At 33.6% G+C, this 15,862-nt stretch carries 14 protein-coding genes and 1 tRNA gene; 11 read left to right on the top strand and 4 right to left on the bottom strand.

Going from position 1 to position 15,862, the window contains the following annotated elements; genetic code table 11:
• The first annotated feature begins 111 nt into the window (after positions 1–111).
• The 4 genes from DWY01_RS10555 to udp are packed head-to-tail and all read left to right on the top strand — an operon-like array spanning position 112 to position 2,965.
• On the top strand, positions 112–1,575 hold the full coding sequence (locus DWY01_RS10555; protein WP_117996080.1) for a DUF1846 domain-containing protein: 1,464 nt from the start codon (positions 112–114) through the stop codon (positions 1,573–1,575).
• Positions 1,576–1,584: 9 nt separating this feature from the next.
• Positions 1,585–1,872, top strand: a complete 288-nt coding sequence (locus tag DWY01_RS10550; RefSeq protein ID WP_117996079.1) for a hypothetical protein — start codon at positions 1,585–1,587, stop codon at positions 1,870–1,872.
• Entirely contained in the window at positions 1,872–2,171 is a 300-nt protein-coding gene (locus DWY01_RS10545; protein ID WP_117996078.1) for a hypothetical protein, read from the top strand. The genes DWY01_RS10550 and DWY01_RS10545 overlap by 1 nt, the downstream gene beginning before the upstream one ends.
• A gap of 11 nt (positions 2,172–2,182) precedes the next feature.
• Entirely contained in the window at positions 2,183–2,965 is a 783-nt protein-coding gene (gene udp / locus DWY01_RS10540; protein WP_117996082.1) for a uridine phosphorylase, read from the top strand.
• Here udp and DWY01_RS10535 read toward each other — a convergent pair.
• Positions 2,962–4,458 carry an NAD(P)H-hydrate dehydratase gene (locus DWY01_RS10535; RefSeq protein WP_117996077.1) on the bottom strand — a complete coding sequence of 499 codons (1,497 nt, stop codon included), beginning with the start codon at positions 4,456–4,458 and terminating at the stop codon, positions 2,962–2,964. The genes udp and DWY01_RS10535 overlap by 4 nt on opposite strands.
• 99 nt (positions 4,459–4,557) lie before the next feature.
• Between DWY01_RS10535 and DWY01_RS10530 the strand changes: the two genes are divergently transcribed.
• The 3 genes from DWY01_RS10530 to DWY01_RS10520 are packed head-to-tail and all read left to right on the top strand — an operon-like array spanning position 4,558 to position 8,359.
• Positions 4,558–6,162 carry an oligosaccharide flippase family protein gene (locus DWY01_RS10530; RefSeq protein WP_117996076.1) on the top strand — a complete coding sequence of 535 codons (1,605 nt, stop codon included), beginning with the start codon at positions 4,558–4,560 and terminating at the stop codon, positions 6,160–6,162.
• Positions 6,163–6,167: 5 nt separating this feature from the next.
• The gene (gene mnmG, locus DWY01_RS10525; protein ID WP_117996075.1) at positions 6,168–8,015 is read left to right on the top strand and encodes a tRNA uridine-5-carboxymethylaminomethyl(34) synthesis enzyme MnmG; all 1,848 of its coding nucleotides are present in this window, start codon (positions 6,168–6,170) and stop codon (positions 8,013–8,015) included.
• Between the two features lie 50 nt (positions 8,016–8,065).
• Positions 8,066–8,359: a septum formation initiator family protein gene (locus DWY01_RS10520; protein ID WP_117996074.1), complete on the top strand. Its 294-nt coding sequence runs from the start codon at positions 8,066–8,068 to the stop codon at positions 8,357–8,359.
• Positions 8,360–8,429: 70 nt separating this feature from the next.
• On the opposite strand, the gene DWY01_RS11600 is transcribed toward DWY01_RS10520, so the two are convergent.
• Positions 8,430–8,515 (bottom strand) — tRNA-Leu (locus DWY01_RS11600).
• 15 nt (positions 8,516–8,530) lie between these two features.
• Positions 8,531–9,826 carry a 23S rRNA (uracil(1939)-C(5))-methyltransferase RlmD gene (rlmD, locus tag DWY01_RS10515; protein WP_117996073.1) on the bottom strand — a complete coding sequence of 432 codons (1,296 nt, stop codon included), beginning with the start codon at positions 9,824–9,826 and terminating at the stop codon, positions 8,531–8,533.
• A gap of 110 nt (positions 9,827–9,936) precedes the next feature.
• On the opposite strand from rlmD, the gene DWY01_RS10510 reads away from it, so the two are divergent.
• From DWY01_RS10510 to DWY01_RS10500, 3 genes are read left to right on the top strand one after another with little or no spacing between them, the layout of a single operon-like run.
• Positions 9,937–10,362, top strand: a complete 426-nt coding sequence (locus tag DWY01_RS10510) for a MarR family winged helix-turn-helix transcriptional regulator (protein WP_117996072.1) — start codon at positions 9,937–9,939, stop codon at positions 10,360–10,362.
• Between the two features lie 11 nt (positions 10,363–10,373).
• The gene (locus DWY01_RS10505) at positions 10,374–12,104 is read left to right on the top strand and encodes an ABC transporter ATP-binding protein (protein WP_117996071.1); all 1,731 of its coding nucleotides are present in this window, start codon (positions 10,374–10,376) and stop codon (positions 12,102–12,104) included.
• The gene (locus DWY01_RS10500) at positions 12,094–13,917 is read left to right on the top strand and encodes an ABC transporter ATP-binding protein (RefSeq protein WP_117996070.1); all 1,824 of its coding nucleotides are present in this window, start codon (positions 12,094–12,096) and stop codon (positions 13,915–13,917) included. The genes DWY01_RS10505 and DWY01_RS10500 overlap by 11 nt, the downstream gene beginning before the upstream one ends.
• 35 nt (positions 13,918–13,952) lie before the next feature.
• Here DWY01_RS10500 and deoC read toward each other — a convergent pair whose 3' ends face one another.
• Positions 13,953–14,675, bottom strand: a complete 723-nt coding sequence (gene deoC / locus DWY01_RS10495) for a deoxyribose-phosphate aldolase (RefSeq protein WP_117996081.1) — start codon at positions 14,673–14,675, stop codon at positions 13,953–13,955.
• 75 nt (positions 14,676–14,750) lie between these two features.
• On the opposite strand from deoC, the gene DWY01_RS10490 reads away from it, so the two are divergent.
• Positions 14,751–15,656 carry a class I mannose-6-phosphate isomerase gene (locus DWY01_RS10490; RefSeq protein ID WP_117996069.1) on the top strand — a complete coding sequence of 302 codons (906 nt, stop codon included), beginning with the start codon at positions 14,751–14,753 and terminating at the stop codon, positions 15,654–15,656.
• The last annotated feature ends 206 nt before the right edge of the window (positions 15,657–15,862 follow it).

The following is a 15,862-nucleotide window of genomic DNA, read 5'->3' as shown; positions in this document are numbered from 1 at the left end:
GGCGACAATAGTTGGGCTTGCCCCTGCGAAGATAGCTAGCTGCCGGGTCCTTTTTTTTTGCCTTTTTTTATATTTTATTGTACAATTATGCGTTGTATGGAGATTGAAATTATGAAAAAAATTGGATTTGATAATCAAAAATATTTAGATATGCAGTCAAAGCATATTAAAGAACGTATTGCTCAATTTGGCGATAAATTGTATTTGGAATTTGGAGGTAAATTATTTGATGATAATCACGCATCTCGTGTGTTACCTGGATTTTCTCCTGATTCTAAGCTTCAAATGTTGATGCAATTAAAAGATGATGCAGAAATTGTATTTGTTATTAATGCGAATGATATTGAACAAAATAAAACTCGTTCTGATTTACAAATCACATATCAAGAAGATGTTTTACGCTTAATTAATGAATTTACAAAACGTGGATTATATGTAGGTAGTGTTGTAGTTACACAATACAACCGACAAAAAGCAGTAGATTTGTTTAAAGCTCGATTAAAAAGAAGAAAAATTGATGTTTATTTCAACTATTATATTGAAGGATATCCTACAGATACTAAGAAAATTATTTCTGATTCTGGATTTGGAAAGAATGATTATGTTAAAACAACAAGACCTTTAGTTGTCGTTACTGCACCTGGTCCTGGTAGTGGAAAAATGGCTACATGTTTATCTCAGTTATATCATGAACATAAGCATGGAATTAAGGCTGGATATGCAAAATATGAAACTTTCCCAATTTGGAACCTTCCATTAAATCATCCAGTTAACTTAGCATATGAAGCAGCTACTGCTGATTTGGCTGATGTAAATATGATTGACCCATTCCATTTACAGTCTTACAATGAAGTTACAGTTAACTATAATCGTGACATTGAAATTTTCCCTGTTTTGAAGAATATATTTGAAGAAATTTATGGTTCTAGTCCTTATCAAAGTCCAACCGATATGGGTGTAAATATGGCTGGATTATGTATAAGTGATAATGATGCTTGTTGCAATGCTAGTAATCAAGAAATCATTCGTCGATATTTCGTAAGTAAGACTCGTTATGCACATGAGTTATGTTCGCATGAAGAAGTTCAAAAACAAGAAGTTGTTATGAACAAAGCGGGTATTACAGAATTGGATCGTCCTTGTGTTGAGGCTGCTCGTCAAAAAGAAGAAAAAACGCGTAGTTTTTCAGGAGCTATTGAACTTGATGATGGAACAATTATTACAGGTAAGACAACGAATTTAATGGGAGCTTGTTCTTCTGTTTTGATGAATGTATTAAAATATTTAGCAGGTATTGATAAAGAAACAATTTTAATTTCTCCAGAAGCAATTTTACCTATTCAGAATTTAAAAACGGAATATTTAGGATCTGTAAACCCAAGATTGCATTCAAATGAAATTTTAATTGCATTATCAATTTCAGCTGAACATAGTGAAAATGCGAAAAAGGCATTAGCTATGTTACCTAAGTTAAAGGGATTACAAGCACATGTTACTTGTGATGTTGCGGATGTAGATTTAAGCATTTATTCTAGTTTAGGTATTATGCTTACTTACGATGCTAATAAAAAGTAGGAGGCTATTATGGCAAAATCAATCCCAAGCTCTGGTGCAGGAGCTGTTCGTATCATTTTAAAAAACAAAGATGCTTTTCATTTTGATTTAAGAGAAAGAAAAGAAGATAATGGTAAACAAAGTTATTTGTTTGATGTTTATTATGAGAATGCGACAGGTACATTAAATGTTTTAATGGACAATGATGAACCTGTCATTGCTGCATTAAACTTAAGCTTAGGCAAAGTAATCACATTGTCAAATGACACAAATTTAAAGAAACTTTGTGTATATTGCGTGAATCAGGTGAATGCATAATGAAAATTCGTTTACATGTAGTTGTAGATCAAGAAGATGAAGCTGTTGTAGAACTTGTTCAAAATGCGTTAAATGAAATTTGTTCGAAAATGTCTTATTCACCAAGTCGTTTGCAGCCAAGCTTAGCTGGTTGTATGGAATTTTATGCGACTGGAGAATTGAATGAAAAGGAAATAGATCATTTACTATCGGAATTAAATAATGATTGGGATGGAGAAGCAGATGATTGTCAGGCTTATAGCTTTAATACGACGATGTTTCACCCTAATGTCTATTATTTGCAGTTTCAATCTTTCTAGGTAAAGTTATGATTGATTATACACAAGGATCAAATAAACAATATCATACACAGTTATCTGAATCCGATGTTGGAGAATATGTTATTTTAACAGGAGATCCAGGAAGAGTGAAAGACATTGCTTCTTATTTAGATAATGCTGAATTAGTAGCTAATAATCGAGAATATGTAACGTATACAGGATATTTAAATGGAGTATTATGTAGCGTCATATCGACAGGTATTGGTGGTCCTAGTACAGCGATTGCTATTGAAGAGTTAGTTCAACTTGGATGTCATACTTTTTTACGTGTTGGTACATGTGGTGGTATGCATTTAGAAGTACAAGGTGGAGATATTGTGATTGCGAGTGGTGCCATACGACAAGATGGCACAACACGTGAATATGCTCCTTTAGAATTTCCTGCGGTTCCTCATTATGATGTATTGAGTGCCCAGGTTCATAGTGCAAAGACTTTACATCTTTCTTATCACGTAGGTGTAGTTCAAAGTAAGGATTCATTTTTTGGACAGCATGCACCAGAAAGTATGCCAGTATGTTCTGAATTAGAAAATAAATGGGATGCATATTGTAAGCTAGATTGTTTGGCTTCTGAAATGGAATCGAGTACGGTATTCATTGTAAGTCAAACACGTCATGTACGTAGTGGTGCTATGTTTTTGTGCTTGGCAAATCAAGAACGAGAAAAAACGGGTTTAACAAATGTACAAAATCATGATTTACATCCGTTAATGCAGTGTGCTGTATCTACAATCAAAGAATTGATAACAAATGACAAAGCTGAGAATCACTAAGATCTCAGCTTTTTTAGTACATTAGGGATGTTATTGATGATATCTTCAGGCATGAAACATGCTGAATCGATATCGAGTTTGGCACTTTGCGAATGTATATACGCAGCGCATAATGCAGCTTGTAAAGGGTCTTTTGTTTGTCCAAGCATTGCGACAACAATACCGCATAAAATATCTCCGCTGCCACCTTTGGCAAGACCTGCATTTTGAGCATCTAATACAAATACACTTCCTTGATAAGCAATAAATGTTTGGCTTGATTTTAAAATGAGTACACATTTTTTATATTCTTTAGAAAAGTCACGAGCTACTTCAAAAGGATTGGCTAGAATTGTCGTTATATGGATACCCGTTAAATCAGACATTTCCTTAATATGTGGTGTAAGAATGGTAATAGCTTCTCTTTTTAAAAGATTGATATTTTTACCTGCCGCCCATATTGCGTCTGCATCCAGTACAATTTTTTTATCACTTTTTAGAGCCTGTTCCACAAGTGCAATGGTTACATTATTTTTTTGCATGCCATTTCCAATGGATAAAATTGTATAATTCGAAATATTTTGTTTTAATATATCGAGTGCTTTGGAACTAAAAATTCCATTGTGATCTGGACATTGGAGTAACATATAAAAATCAGATTTAACGGCTAATACATTTGAAATGCACTCAGGAACCATTAATGTGAGTGTCCCTATTCCACTTTTATAGGCGCTTAAGCTAGCCATGTGGATAGCTCCATGCATATTATGACTGCCACCAATCATCAATGCCTTTCCAAAAGTGGATTTGTGGGCATTGGATGGTCTAGATGGGATATGAATATCTTCTAGGCACAATATTTTCGTTTTATCCATACACTTTTCGTGTAATATTGGTGGAATCCCTATATCGATTAAATAAAGCTTTCCACAATGTGTTTTACCATCATTTAACCATTGGCCTTGTTTATAACAATCAATACTAATAGTATGATTGGCATGAATAGCACAACCTAAGATGTTTCCCATGGTCGCATCAATTCCGCTTGGCATATCAATACTAATAACTTGTTTATGTAAAGAATTTACAGTTTGAATGATTGTTTTATATAAGCCAGTGATATCTCTTGAAAGGCCATTGCCAAATAAACAGTCAATATAAAAATCATACGTTTCATTTGGTAGGTTTTTGGAATAGGGAATATTTAGCTTTTGAATCATTTGAAATTGAATTTTTTCATCCTCAGACATTGTCTTCATTTCCGGTACTACAATGTGCATATTTGGATATTGATTATATAAATTTCTTGCGATGGCTAATCCATCCGCACCATTATTTCCTGGACCACAAAGTATACAGATGGATTGAGTTGGTTTGATGATATTTTTTATAATTTCAGCTGATTTTATAGCTGCATGCTCCATTAAAATCAAGCTTGGAATTTGATAAGTTTTGATAGCAGCTTGATCAATGTTTCTAGCAGTAGTTTGAGTATGTATATAAGCTGGATACATTATTTCACCTTCTTCATATTTACTATACTCTATTCTATAAAAAATGATAATACTTTTAAGGATGTATGTTATAATTATGAAATTGGAGGTAATTATTTTATGTCTAAATCTTCAGCGGCTAAAAAGTCGATTATTGTTGGCGGCCTGATTGGAACGGGCGGTCTATTTGTATCAAAATTAATTGGATTGGCATACACAATTCCATTTTCATATATACTTCAATCCGAAGCTTATCAATCTGTTTATGCACAATCATATAATATTTATGCATACTTATTAACGATATTTCAATCTGGAGTTCCTTTTGCGGTAGCGACTCTTGTTGCACGCTATATGGCGTTAGAGGATGCAAAAAGTGTAATCCTTGTTAAAAAGTTAGCCTTTGCGATTTTGGGATTAACAGGTTTTGTAGGCATGATTTTATTGTTTACATTATCCAATGTAATTGCTCCAGCCATGGTCGCAAAAAATGCAGATATTATGGCAAATTGTTTACGCATATTATCTTTAGCTATCTTCCTTGTTCCTGTATTATCGGCTTTTCGTGGGTATTACCAAGGCTTAAAGGAAATGGAAGAATATGCATTTTCTCAAGCTTTTGAACAAGTGTTTCGCGTTGCGTTTTTATTAAGTACTGCATGTCTAGTAGTCTATGCGTTTGGATGGAATAAAAAATATGCTTTATACGCTGCTGTATTATCTACGTCTGTAGCTACGATTGCGGCTATTGCCCAATTTATTCATTTTGATCGAAATCATCAGCTTGCCATAGATGAAATGGCACAAATGCAGACAAAGAGCATGCATTCAGCTAAAACTATATTTAAAGAGATTCTTGTTTTGGCAATTCCATACTTAGTAGTGGCTATTTTAGGAAATATTGACCAGATTTTTAATAGTTTTTTACTTCCAACAGGATTAAAGATGCATTATAACGTAAAAGATACGACGACAGTAATTTCCGCATCGAACTATGTAGCGGGAAAACTTAATGCGATTCCAATGATTTTAGGTCCAGGTTTTGCGACAGCAATTATTCCCCATATTTCAGAGGCGTTGTCTAAGAAAAATTATAAATTGGTAAAGAAAAATGTTATTGACAGCATTAACGTGGTTCTGTATGTTGCGATTCCAGTTTCATTCTGTATTTTTGTGTATGCAGGACCTTTAAACTATACGCTTTATTATTCAGAAAACTTAGAATTATGTACATATGTTGTACAATGGATGTCTCTAGAAGGATTCTTAGGAACGATAGCGCCATTGATTACAAATTTAATGGTGTCTTTGGAAATAAGAAAAAACGTATTAAAGAATCTTGCGATAGGTGTATTGATTAAAGGAATTTTATTAATTCCTTTTGTATGGATCTTTGGCCTTGCAGGTGCCGTATTATCAAGTATGATTGGTAATGGTTATACGCTATATAAAAACCTAAAGGAAATTCATGATGTTTATGCGATTTCATATCGTAAAACAGTGGTTGTTATTGTAAGAATTTTAATTGGTCTAGTTGCATTGTGGGTGACTTCGATTTTATTATCAAAAATTGGCTTGAGTGGAGTCGAAGGTTCAAAATTAGTATGCTTATTCAAGATGTGCTTGAATGGCTTGTTGAGTGTGATAGTATATTTGGTTGTGACTTTATATTTGAAAGTTCCACAAAGTATTTTTCATTTTAAATTAAAAAGAAATCGGGTGTAAAAAATATGTATGATGTTTTAGTTATTGGAGCTGGACATGCAGGTATAGAAGCTTGTTTGGCAGCTAGTCGAATGAACAAAAAAACAGCAATTGTGACATTAAGTAAAGATATGATTGGTTCAATGCCATGTAATCCTAGTGTTGGTGGTCCTGCAAAGGGAATTGTTGTTCGTGAAATTGATGCGCTTGGAGGTATGATGCCTGTTGCAGCGGATAAAACGGCTTTACAATTTAAAATGTTGAACACAACAAAAGGCCCTGGTGTATGGAGCTTGCGTGTTCAAAGTGACAAGATTGCGTATAAGCGATTCATGAAAAACGCCTTGGAAAATCAAGCAAATTTAGATGTGATTGAGGCTGCATGTAAAAGGGTTGTCATTAAAGATGGAAAAGCCATTGGTGTTGAATTAGAAGATGGTACTTTTATTGAAAGTAAGACAGTTGTTCTAACTGCCGGTACATATATGACAAGTAACGTGTTGAGGGGGCATACATCAACGGTTTCAGGTCCTGAAGAACAAAGAACAGTGAATACATTGTCACAATCTTTACGTGATGCAGGTATTAAAACCTTCCGTTTAAAAACTGGTACACCTGCGCGTATAAAAATGGACACAATTGATTTTTCAAAAGCGGAGCCTCAGCCAGGAACAAATCAGTTTTTACGTTTTAGTGAAACAACAAAACCAGAAGATGTTTTGCCTTTTGAGAAACAAAAGATTTGTCATTTGATTTATACACAGCCTGAAACTCATGAAATCATTCATTCGCATTTACATGATTCAGCTATGTATTCAGGATTGGTAAAAGGTGTAGGACCTCGATATTGTCCAAGTATTGAAGATAAATTGGTTCGTTTTGCGGATAAAGACAGACATCAGCTTTTCTTAGAACCAGAATCAAATGAATTGGATACAATTTATATTCAAGGCTTCTCGACATCTATGCCAATTGATGTACAAGAAAAGATGGTTCATTCACTACCAGGATTAGAAAACTGTGTGATTGAAAAATATGCGTATGCGATTGAATACGATGCGATTGATCCATTGCAGATGAAGACAAATATGGAAAATAAAATTGTTGAGAATTTATTTACAGCTGGTCAAGTTAATGGTACCAGTGGTTATGAAGAAGCGGCTGGTCAAGGATTGATGGCTGGGGCAAATGCTGCATTGAAGGTGGATGGAAGAGAACCTTTTGTTCTTCGTCGCGATGAAGCATATATTGGAGTTATGTTGGATGATTTATGCACAAAAGGAACGAAGGAACCATATCGTTTATTAACTTCAAGAGCTGAATATCGTTTGTTGTTGCGTCATGATAATGCAGATCAAAGATTACTTGAAAAAGGTTATAAAATTGGCTTGGTTTCAAAAGATCGTTATGATGCATTTAAAAAGAAAATGGATGCGATTGAAGTGGCAAGGGAAGAGCTTAGTAACGCTCACATCAAGCCTAACAGTGAAGTCGATGACTATTTAAATAGTTTAGGTTTTGAGCCATTAGCACACGGATGTAGTGCATTGGATTTGATTAAGCGTCCAAAAGTTACCGTACAAGGCTTGGCAAAATATACAGGCTTGGATTATGAGAATCAAATCAATGAGCAGATTGAGATTCAAACAAAGTATGCTGGTTATATTGCCAAGGCTAAACGTGATGCAAAGCATCTACAACAAATGGAGAAAATGAAGCTTCCTTCCGATTTAGATTATGAAAATATGGATAATCTATCTCTAGAAGCTAGACAGAAATTAACGGCTATTCATCCTCTTACTTTAGGACAGGCAAGTCGTATTTCGGGTATTAATCCTAGTGATATTGCGATTTTAGCTATGCGAGTAAAATAATTCGTTGTATTTATTTTTCCTTATATGCTATAGTAAAAAGGGGATACATTATGAAAGGAAAACGTAAAAAAATTCAAGATTTCTTTTTATATATTATTATGCTTGCTGCATCTGCCTTTTTGATTTTTGGTGGTGTTAAACAATTAATGATGACACAGGATTTAAAAGCGAGTATTGAGCAGAAAAAAGAAGAAAAGAAAAATTTGAATTCGAAAAAGAAGGAATTAGAAAAAACCAAACAAAATTTGACGAATCCGGATTATGTTGAATATATTGCGCGTGGTAAATACTTGGTGACAAAAGAGGGGGAACAAGTATTTAAATTTCCTAGCAAAGATGATTAACTAGACTTCAAGTCTAGTTTTTTTGTGCACAAAAAAAGTGCTTTTAAACAAAGCACGAATTGAATTTATATGGTGAGGCCGATGCGACTTGAACGCACACGAGCTATGCTCACTACCCCCTCAAAGTAGCGTGTCTGCCGATTCCACCACGGCCTCATAGTGTATAAAATATTACACTATTTTATACATCTTGGCAACACATTCAAGACCCGTTGTATGACAGAACATATCGACAGGCTGTACATATTCACATTGATATCCATATTGTTTAAATATCTTTAAGTCTCTAGATAGTGTTTTAGGATTACATGAAACATACACGATTTTGTCTGGCTGCATTGTAATCGTATCTTTGATCCCGTTTTCTGTCATTCCTTTTCTTGGTGGGTCAATAAAGATCACATCAATCTTATCGTTTTTATGTTCGTGTGCAAATTCTGTAGCATCTTGACATACATAATGACAATTTGTTAGGTGATTCATCTTCGTATTGTCATTTGCATTATCAACTGCTTCTTTTACAATTTCAACTCCGATAACACTCTTAGCGTGTTTACTAACGGCCATCCCAATAGTTCCTGTACCTGCATACATATCGATACAAGTTTCATTTTCTGAAAGATTAGCAGCTTGAATGGCTTGTGTATATAAAACTTCCATTTGAGTTGGATTGACTTGAAAAAAAGCTTTAAAGTGAAGTTTTACTTTATTGCCCAAACATTCTTCAATAATATAATCATTTCCATATAAAACTTTATATGTTTCACCCAATATCACATTGTCATTTCGTGTGTTATAGTTAAATATAATGCTGGTGATGTTTGTGAATGCGTTTTTTAATTGTTTAGATAAAGATAAAACATTCTTTTCATTTTTTCCGATAAATACTACTTGAATTTCATCTGTACTTGAATGACGGATAAATACGTGACGTAAATCTTGAGCCATTTCAAGTGTGATCTGTTTTTGGATAAAGCTAAATACTTCATTGATGCTGTGATCTTGAATCTTACATTCTTTGCATGTGACGACATCGTTTGAATGTTGACGATAAAATCCCATTTGAACTTTTCCATCTTTGATTTTTACAGGGAACTGGGCCTTGTTTCGATAGTACCAAGGATTTTTCATTCCTAGAATGGGTCTTACTTCAATATTTTCAAATAGTTTTTTAACATGCCTATACTTATAGTCAAGCTGATATGCATACTTCATATGTTGAAGTTGGCAGCCACCACATGTTTTGGCAACTTCACAAGTTAATGCTTGGCGATTTATACTTGGTTCTAACAATTGGATAATAATGCCAAAGGCATATTTCTTATTTACTTTTACTATTTTGATTTTTGCCTTTTCACCAATTAATAAATTTGGCACAAAAACGACCATATCATCAATTTTAACAACGCCACTATTTAAATCTGTATCATCAATACAAGTTACTATATATTCTTCATTTTTTTTCATACATAAGTATGATAACTAAAAAATATAAAATTGACAAATAGAAATGAATCAGTATAATATATAGCATGCTATATAAATGGATAGCGTGCTATGGAACTGAGGTGAATTAAGTGCGTGACAATGATGAAATTGGTTTTTATCTTAGTTTAATCAAGAAAAAAATGGATAAACATATGAATGAAGGATTAAAAAAATATGACTTAACGAAGACACAGCGAGATATCTTGGGATATTTGCATTTTACAGATAAGAATCCTGTCATTCAAAAAGATATTGAAGAGCATTTTCATATTTCAAACCCTACAGTTACTGGGATTTTAAATCGTTTAGAACAAAAGGGGTTTATTGAAAGAAAGCAAAGCTTAAAAGATAAAAGAGTTCGCACAATCGTATTAACAAAAAAAGAGCAGGATCTACATGAAGATATTGAGAATCAGATTTGTCTGATGGAATCTAAGTTTGAAAATGCATTGGGCATAGAGAAACAAAAGCAATTATTAGAAATTTTAAAGGAGCTTGCTCAAAATTTAGAATAAGGGGGTTATTTATGGTTAAAACTTTATTAAAGGAAGTGAAGGAATATAAAAAGGATACGCTTTTAAGTCCTGCTTATGTTTCAATTGAAGCTATACTTGAGGTCTTGATTCCTTTTTTAATGGCGTTATTAGTTGATAATGGTATTGAAAAGGGGAAGATGAGTTCTATTTGGTTTTACGGAATTTTAATGTTGGTAGCAGCCTTTGTATCTTTGTGGGCTGGAGCTAAAAGTGGTAAGCATGCGGCCATCGCATCGAGTGGTTTTGCGAAGAATTTAAGAAAGGCAGAATATCGCAATATTCAAAACTTTTCTTTTTCAAATATTGATGCTTATTCAACAAGCGGATTGATTACACGTATGATGACGGATGTGACAAATATTCAAAATGCATATCAGATGATTATTCGTGTTTGTGTTCGTGCACCATTGATGCTGATCGCATCATTGATCATGGCTTTTATCATAAATAAAGAAATGGCTATGATTTTTGTGGTTGCGGTTTTATTTTTGGGAGTTATTTTATTTGGAATTATTTTTATTGTAAATCCTATCTTTAGTCGTTTATTTTCTCGTTATGACTTTTTAAATGCGAGTATTCAAGAAAATATTCTAGGTATTCGTGTTGTGAAATCTTTTGTTCGTAAGGATCATGAGATTGAAAAATTCCGTAAAGAAAGTGAGACTATTTTTAGTATTCAGGGAAAGGCTGAAAAGATCTTAGTGTTTAACTCACCGGTTATGCAGCTTTGTATGTATGGAACGATTCTTTTAATTTCATGGTTAGGGGCTCGTCAGATAGTGGCTTCAAATATGACAACTGGAGAATTAATGTCTTTATTTACTTATACGACAAGTATTTTGATGTCATTGATGATGATGAGTATGGTTTTTGTCATGGTGACAATGTCGATTGCGAGTGGAAAACGTATTGCCCAAGTATTGAATCAAGAATCGGATTTAACAAGTCCGGAAAATGGTATTCAAACACTAGAAAATGGAACAATTGATTTTGAAGATGTTTCATTTCATTATGGAAATGATGAAGATATTTTAAGTCACATTAACTTGCATATTCCTTCCGGTTCAACATTAGGAATTCTTGGTGCAACAGGCTCTAGTAAATCAAGTTTAGTTCAATTGATTCCAAGACTATATGATGTAACCAAGGGGTGTGTGAAAGTAGCTGGCACGGATGTTCGTGATTATGATTTGAAAGTATTGCGTGACAATGTAGCGATGGTTCTTCAAAAGAATGTTTTATTTTCTGGAACAATCAAAGAGAACATGCGTTGGGGCAATTCTAATGCGACAGATGAAGAGATTTTGGAAGCTTGTAAATTAGCGCAGGCAGATGAATTTATTCAGTTAATGCCAGACAAATATGATACGTATATTGAGCAGGGTGGATCGAATGTTTCGGGTGGACAAAGACAACGTTTATGTATTGCGCGAGCTTTATTAAAGAGTCCTAAAATTTTGATTTTAGATGATTCAACAAGTGCAGTGGATACAAAAACGGATGCCTTGATTCGTCAGGCTTTCTTAGAAAAGATTCCACATACAACGCGAATCATAATTTCACAGCGTGTTTCAAGTATTCAAGATGCAGATCAGATTTTGGTTATTGATGATGGAAAAGTTTCTGGTTTAGGAACGCATGAAGAATTATTAAAGTCAAATGCGATGTATAAAGAAACATATGAAGCACAAAATAATGGAGGTGATTTTGATGAGCAATAGAAGTACAAATAGTTTAAAGCGTGTAATTAAGGAAACAATCACTTCTTATAAGATTGAAAGTTTAATTGTGCTTGTATTGATTATTGTATCAAGTATCGCCAACGTATATGGAAGTATGTTTTTAAAGAGCTTGATTGATGATTATATTGTTCCATTATTATCACAGAAAGTACCAAATTATACGCCTTTATTGAATGCATTAATGGAATTGGCAATGATTTATGGGGTTGGTATTTTAGCAACTTATGGATTTAACCGTATTATGGTAACAATTTCATTAGGAACTTTAAAACATATTCGTGATGAATTGTTTGAACATATGCAGACATTGCCATTACGTTTCTTTGATACACATGCGCATGGGGATATCATGTCTGTTTATACAAATGATACGGATACTTTAAGACAGTTAATTTCTCAAAGTATTCCCCAGGTTATTGTATCTTTAATGACGATTGTCTCAGTTACAATTTCTATGTTTATCTTAAATGTTCCATTGGCTGTTTTAACAATCGCATGTGGTTTATTGATGGTTTATACTTCAAAAAAGATTTCGGCAAAATCAGGTAAATACTTTATTGCACAACAAAAACAATTGGGTGTAGAAAATGGTTTTATTGAAGAAATGATGGAAGGAAGTAAAGTCATTAAAGTCTTTACGCATGAAGAACAAAGTATCAAAGATTTTGATAAAGTCAATGATGCGTTGTTTGAAGCAAGTGCCAATGCGAATACGTTTGCGAATGTTTTAATGCCAATCGTAATGAATATTGGATATATTTCTTATGTGCTTGTTGCGGTTGTAGGTTCTATCTTTGCACTAAATAATATTGCTGGATTAACTCTTGGTGGTATTGCCGCCTTCTTACAGTTAAATCGAAGTTTTACTAATCCAATTGGACAAATCAGTATGCAGTTAAATGCCGTAATTATGGCGGATGCCGGTGCTAAGCGTATTTATGAAATTATAGATACGGAAAGTGAAGTGGATGATGGTGTTGTTACTTTAGAACAAATGGATCATGATCATTGGGCTTGGCATCATCCTAGACCAAATGGAAAGGATGAATTAGTTCCACTTCGTGGGGATGTTCGTTTTGAAAATGTGAACTTTTCTTATAATCCAGATAAACAGATTTTATTTGATGTTTCTTTATTTGCAAAACCAGGTCAAAAGATTGCGTTTGTAGGGGCTACTGGTGCTGGTAAAACAACAATCACAAATCTAATTAATCGTTTCTATGATATTCAATCGGGTTCCATTACATATGATGGTATTGATGTAAAACTAATTAAAAAGGCAGCTCTTAGAAAATCTTTAGGTATTGTATTGCAAGACGCAAACTTATTTACAGGTACAATCATGGATAATATTCGTTATGGTCGTTTGGATGCAACTGATGAAGAGTGTATTTCGGCAAGTAAATTAGCAAATGCACATGAATTTATCAAGCACTTAGAACATGGCTATGACACAATGATTCATGCGGGTGGAGAATCTTTATCACAAGGACAAAGACAGCTTTTATCCATTGCACGTGCAGCCGTTGCCAATCCTCCCGTATTGATCTTGGATGAAGCAACTAGTTCTATTGATACACATACTGAAAGAATTGTTCAGGAAGGTATGGATAAGTTGATGGAAGGAAGAACGGTTTTTGTGATTGCACATAGACTTTCAACTATCCAAAATAGTGATGCGATCATGGTATTAGAACAAGGTCATATTATTGAGCGTGGTAATCATGAGGACTTGTTGAAACAAAAGGGTAAATACTATCAATTGTACACAGGTGCTTTTGAGTTAGACTAAATTAAAAATCCATAGTTTATTCTATGGATTTTTTTCTATATATGCATATCAATAGTAATAAAGCCATTATTATGTTGTGCTTCCTGTTTAAATTCTTCAATAATTGAAACACCTGCACTTGTGCCTATGCGACTTGCACCATAACTTACCATTTCTTTAAATGTTTCTGCATCACGAATACCACCACTAGCCTTTACATGAATGAACTCTTGTACGGTTTCTTTCATTAGCTTGATATCTTCAATTTTTGCGCCATCACTTCCAAAGCCCGTACTTGTTTTCACAAAATCAATTTTTACTTCACAAGCAATTTCACAAATTTTTTGAATTTCTGATTTTTCTAAGTAACAAGTTTCAAGAATGACTTTACAAACTTTATTGTAGCTGTGTGTCAAATTTGTAATTTGTTGCATTTCAGACTGAACATAATCCCAGTCTTTAGCTTTAACGGCAGTGATATTTAATTGATAGTCAATTTCATCCGCACCATTTTCAAGAGCATCTTTTGCTTCGAATGTTTTGGATTCAATTGTTGTTTGTCCTAAAGGAAAGCCAATTGCCGCTCCTGTATGGATATCTGTATCTTTTAATAGATTGTGACAAAATGCGGTTTGCCCTGAATTGATGGCAACCATCGCAAAATGATATTTTTTTGCTTCCTCACAAAGCTTTGTCATATCGGCTTGTGTAGCATAGGCTTTGACAAATGTGTGGTCAATCATTCTGGCAAGTTGATCAACAGTGAATTTTTGAATCATAATATACATCTCTCACTTTCTTTTTACATAATTATATCATTTTTGATAGAATAGAGTTAGATTGGAAGTGGTTACATGTATATTTTAAAAACAATCACATATCCTACATTATGGGGAGATCAAAGACTCTATGCGTATGATGGAAATAAAGAGGAAGATTCAATAGGTATTGTATATTCTGTGAGTGGAATTGATGATTTTGATTGTGAAATCAATGGAAGAACAACTTTAAAAAATGAAATTAGAAAGAATCCAGAATTATTTGGATTATTACCCAAAGAAGAATATCCTGTTATTATTGCTTTTGATGCGTGTAAAGAATCCGTGAGTTTTCAAATTCATCCAACAGATGCGTATGCGAGAAATAAGCTAAACCTTAAATATGGAAAGAGTGAAGCTTGGTACTTCATCGAGCCACCTGAAGAAGGATGGGTTTATGCTGAAAACAAAAAGGGAAATAAACAAGCTGTTTTAGATGCATTAGAGAAAAATGATTTTTCAGATACCATAGGCCATTTTCCTGTGCAACAAAATGATTTAGTATACATTCGTTCTGGAACTGTACATGCATTAAGTAAGGGATCATTAATATATGAAATTCAGCAATCGACAAATATTACATATCGTTTGTATGATTATGATCGAATTGATCCTAGAACAAATAAAAAAAGACAGTTGCATATACAAGAGTCATTGGATAACTTGGATTCATCGTTGAAGGTTAAAAAGGAAGAGTTTCTTTTAAATAAAACAATTGAAAATAGAGAGTTTGATTTGACACATACAATACTAACAGATGAGTATACAAATAATGGAACAATTGCTTCTGCGATTTCAGTGCTAAGTGGTGAACTTGAAATTGAACATCATACTTTAAAGCAAGGACAGTCTTGTCTTGTGATGCCTAATGAAACGGTGCATATTCAAAGAAAAGCTGAGGTCATGATTGCAAATCCAAAACCGTATTGGAGAGAAATTTGAAATTTAAAAATGTACTACAATCAACTTAGATAGGAATTGAATAGTTTTTGCCATAACAAAAATTTTTGTTCGGAGAGCTTCACAATTCGATAAACTGGAATTTGTGGAGGAACAAACATGACAAAGAATACTATGATTTTTATTTTTTTAAACATGATATACCTACTTATTTGGTATGCAACAAACAAAATAAGAAGCACTAAAGT

The sequence above is a fragment of the Eubacterium sp. AF22-8LB genome, from assembly GCF_003458715.1.
Lineage (GTDB): Bacteria > Bacillota_I > Bacilli_A > Erysipelotrichales > Erysipelotrichaceae > Holdemanella.
Note: the sequence above shows the minus strand (reverse complement) of the source record. Positions and strands in the feature narration are given on the sequence as shown.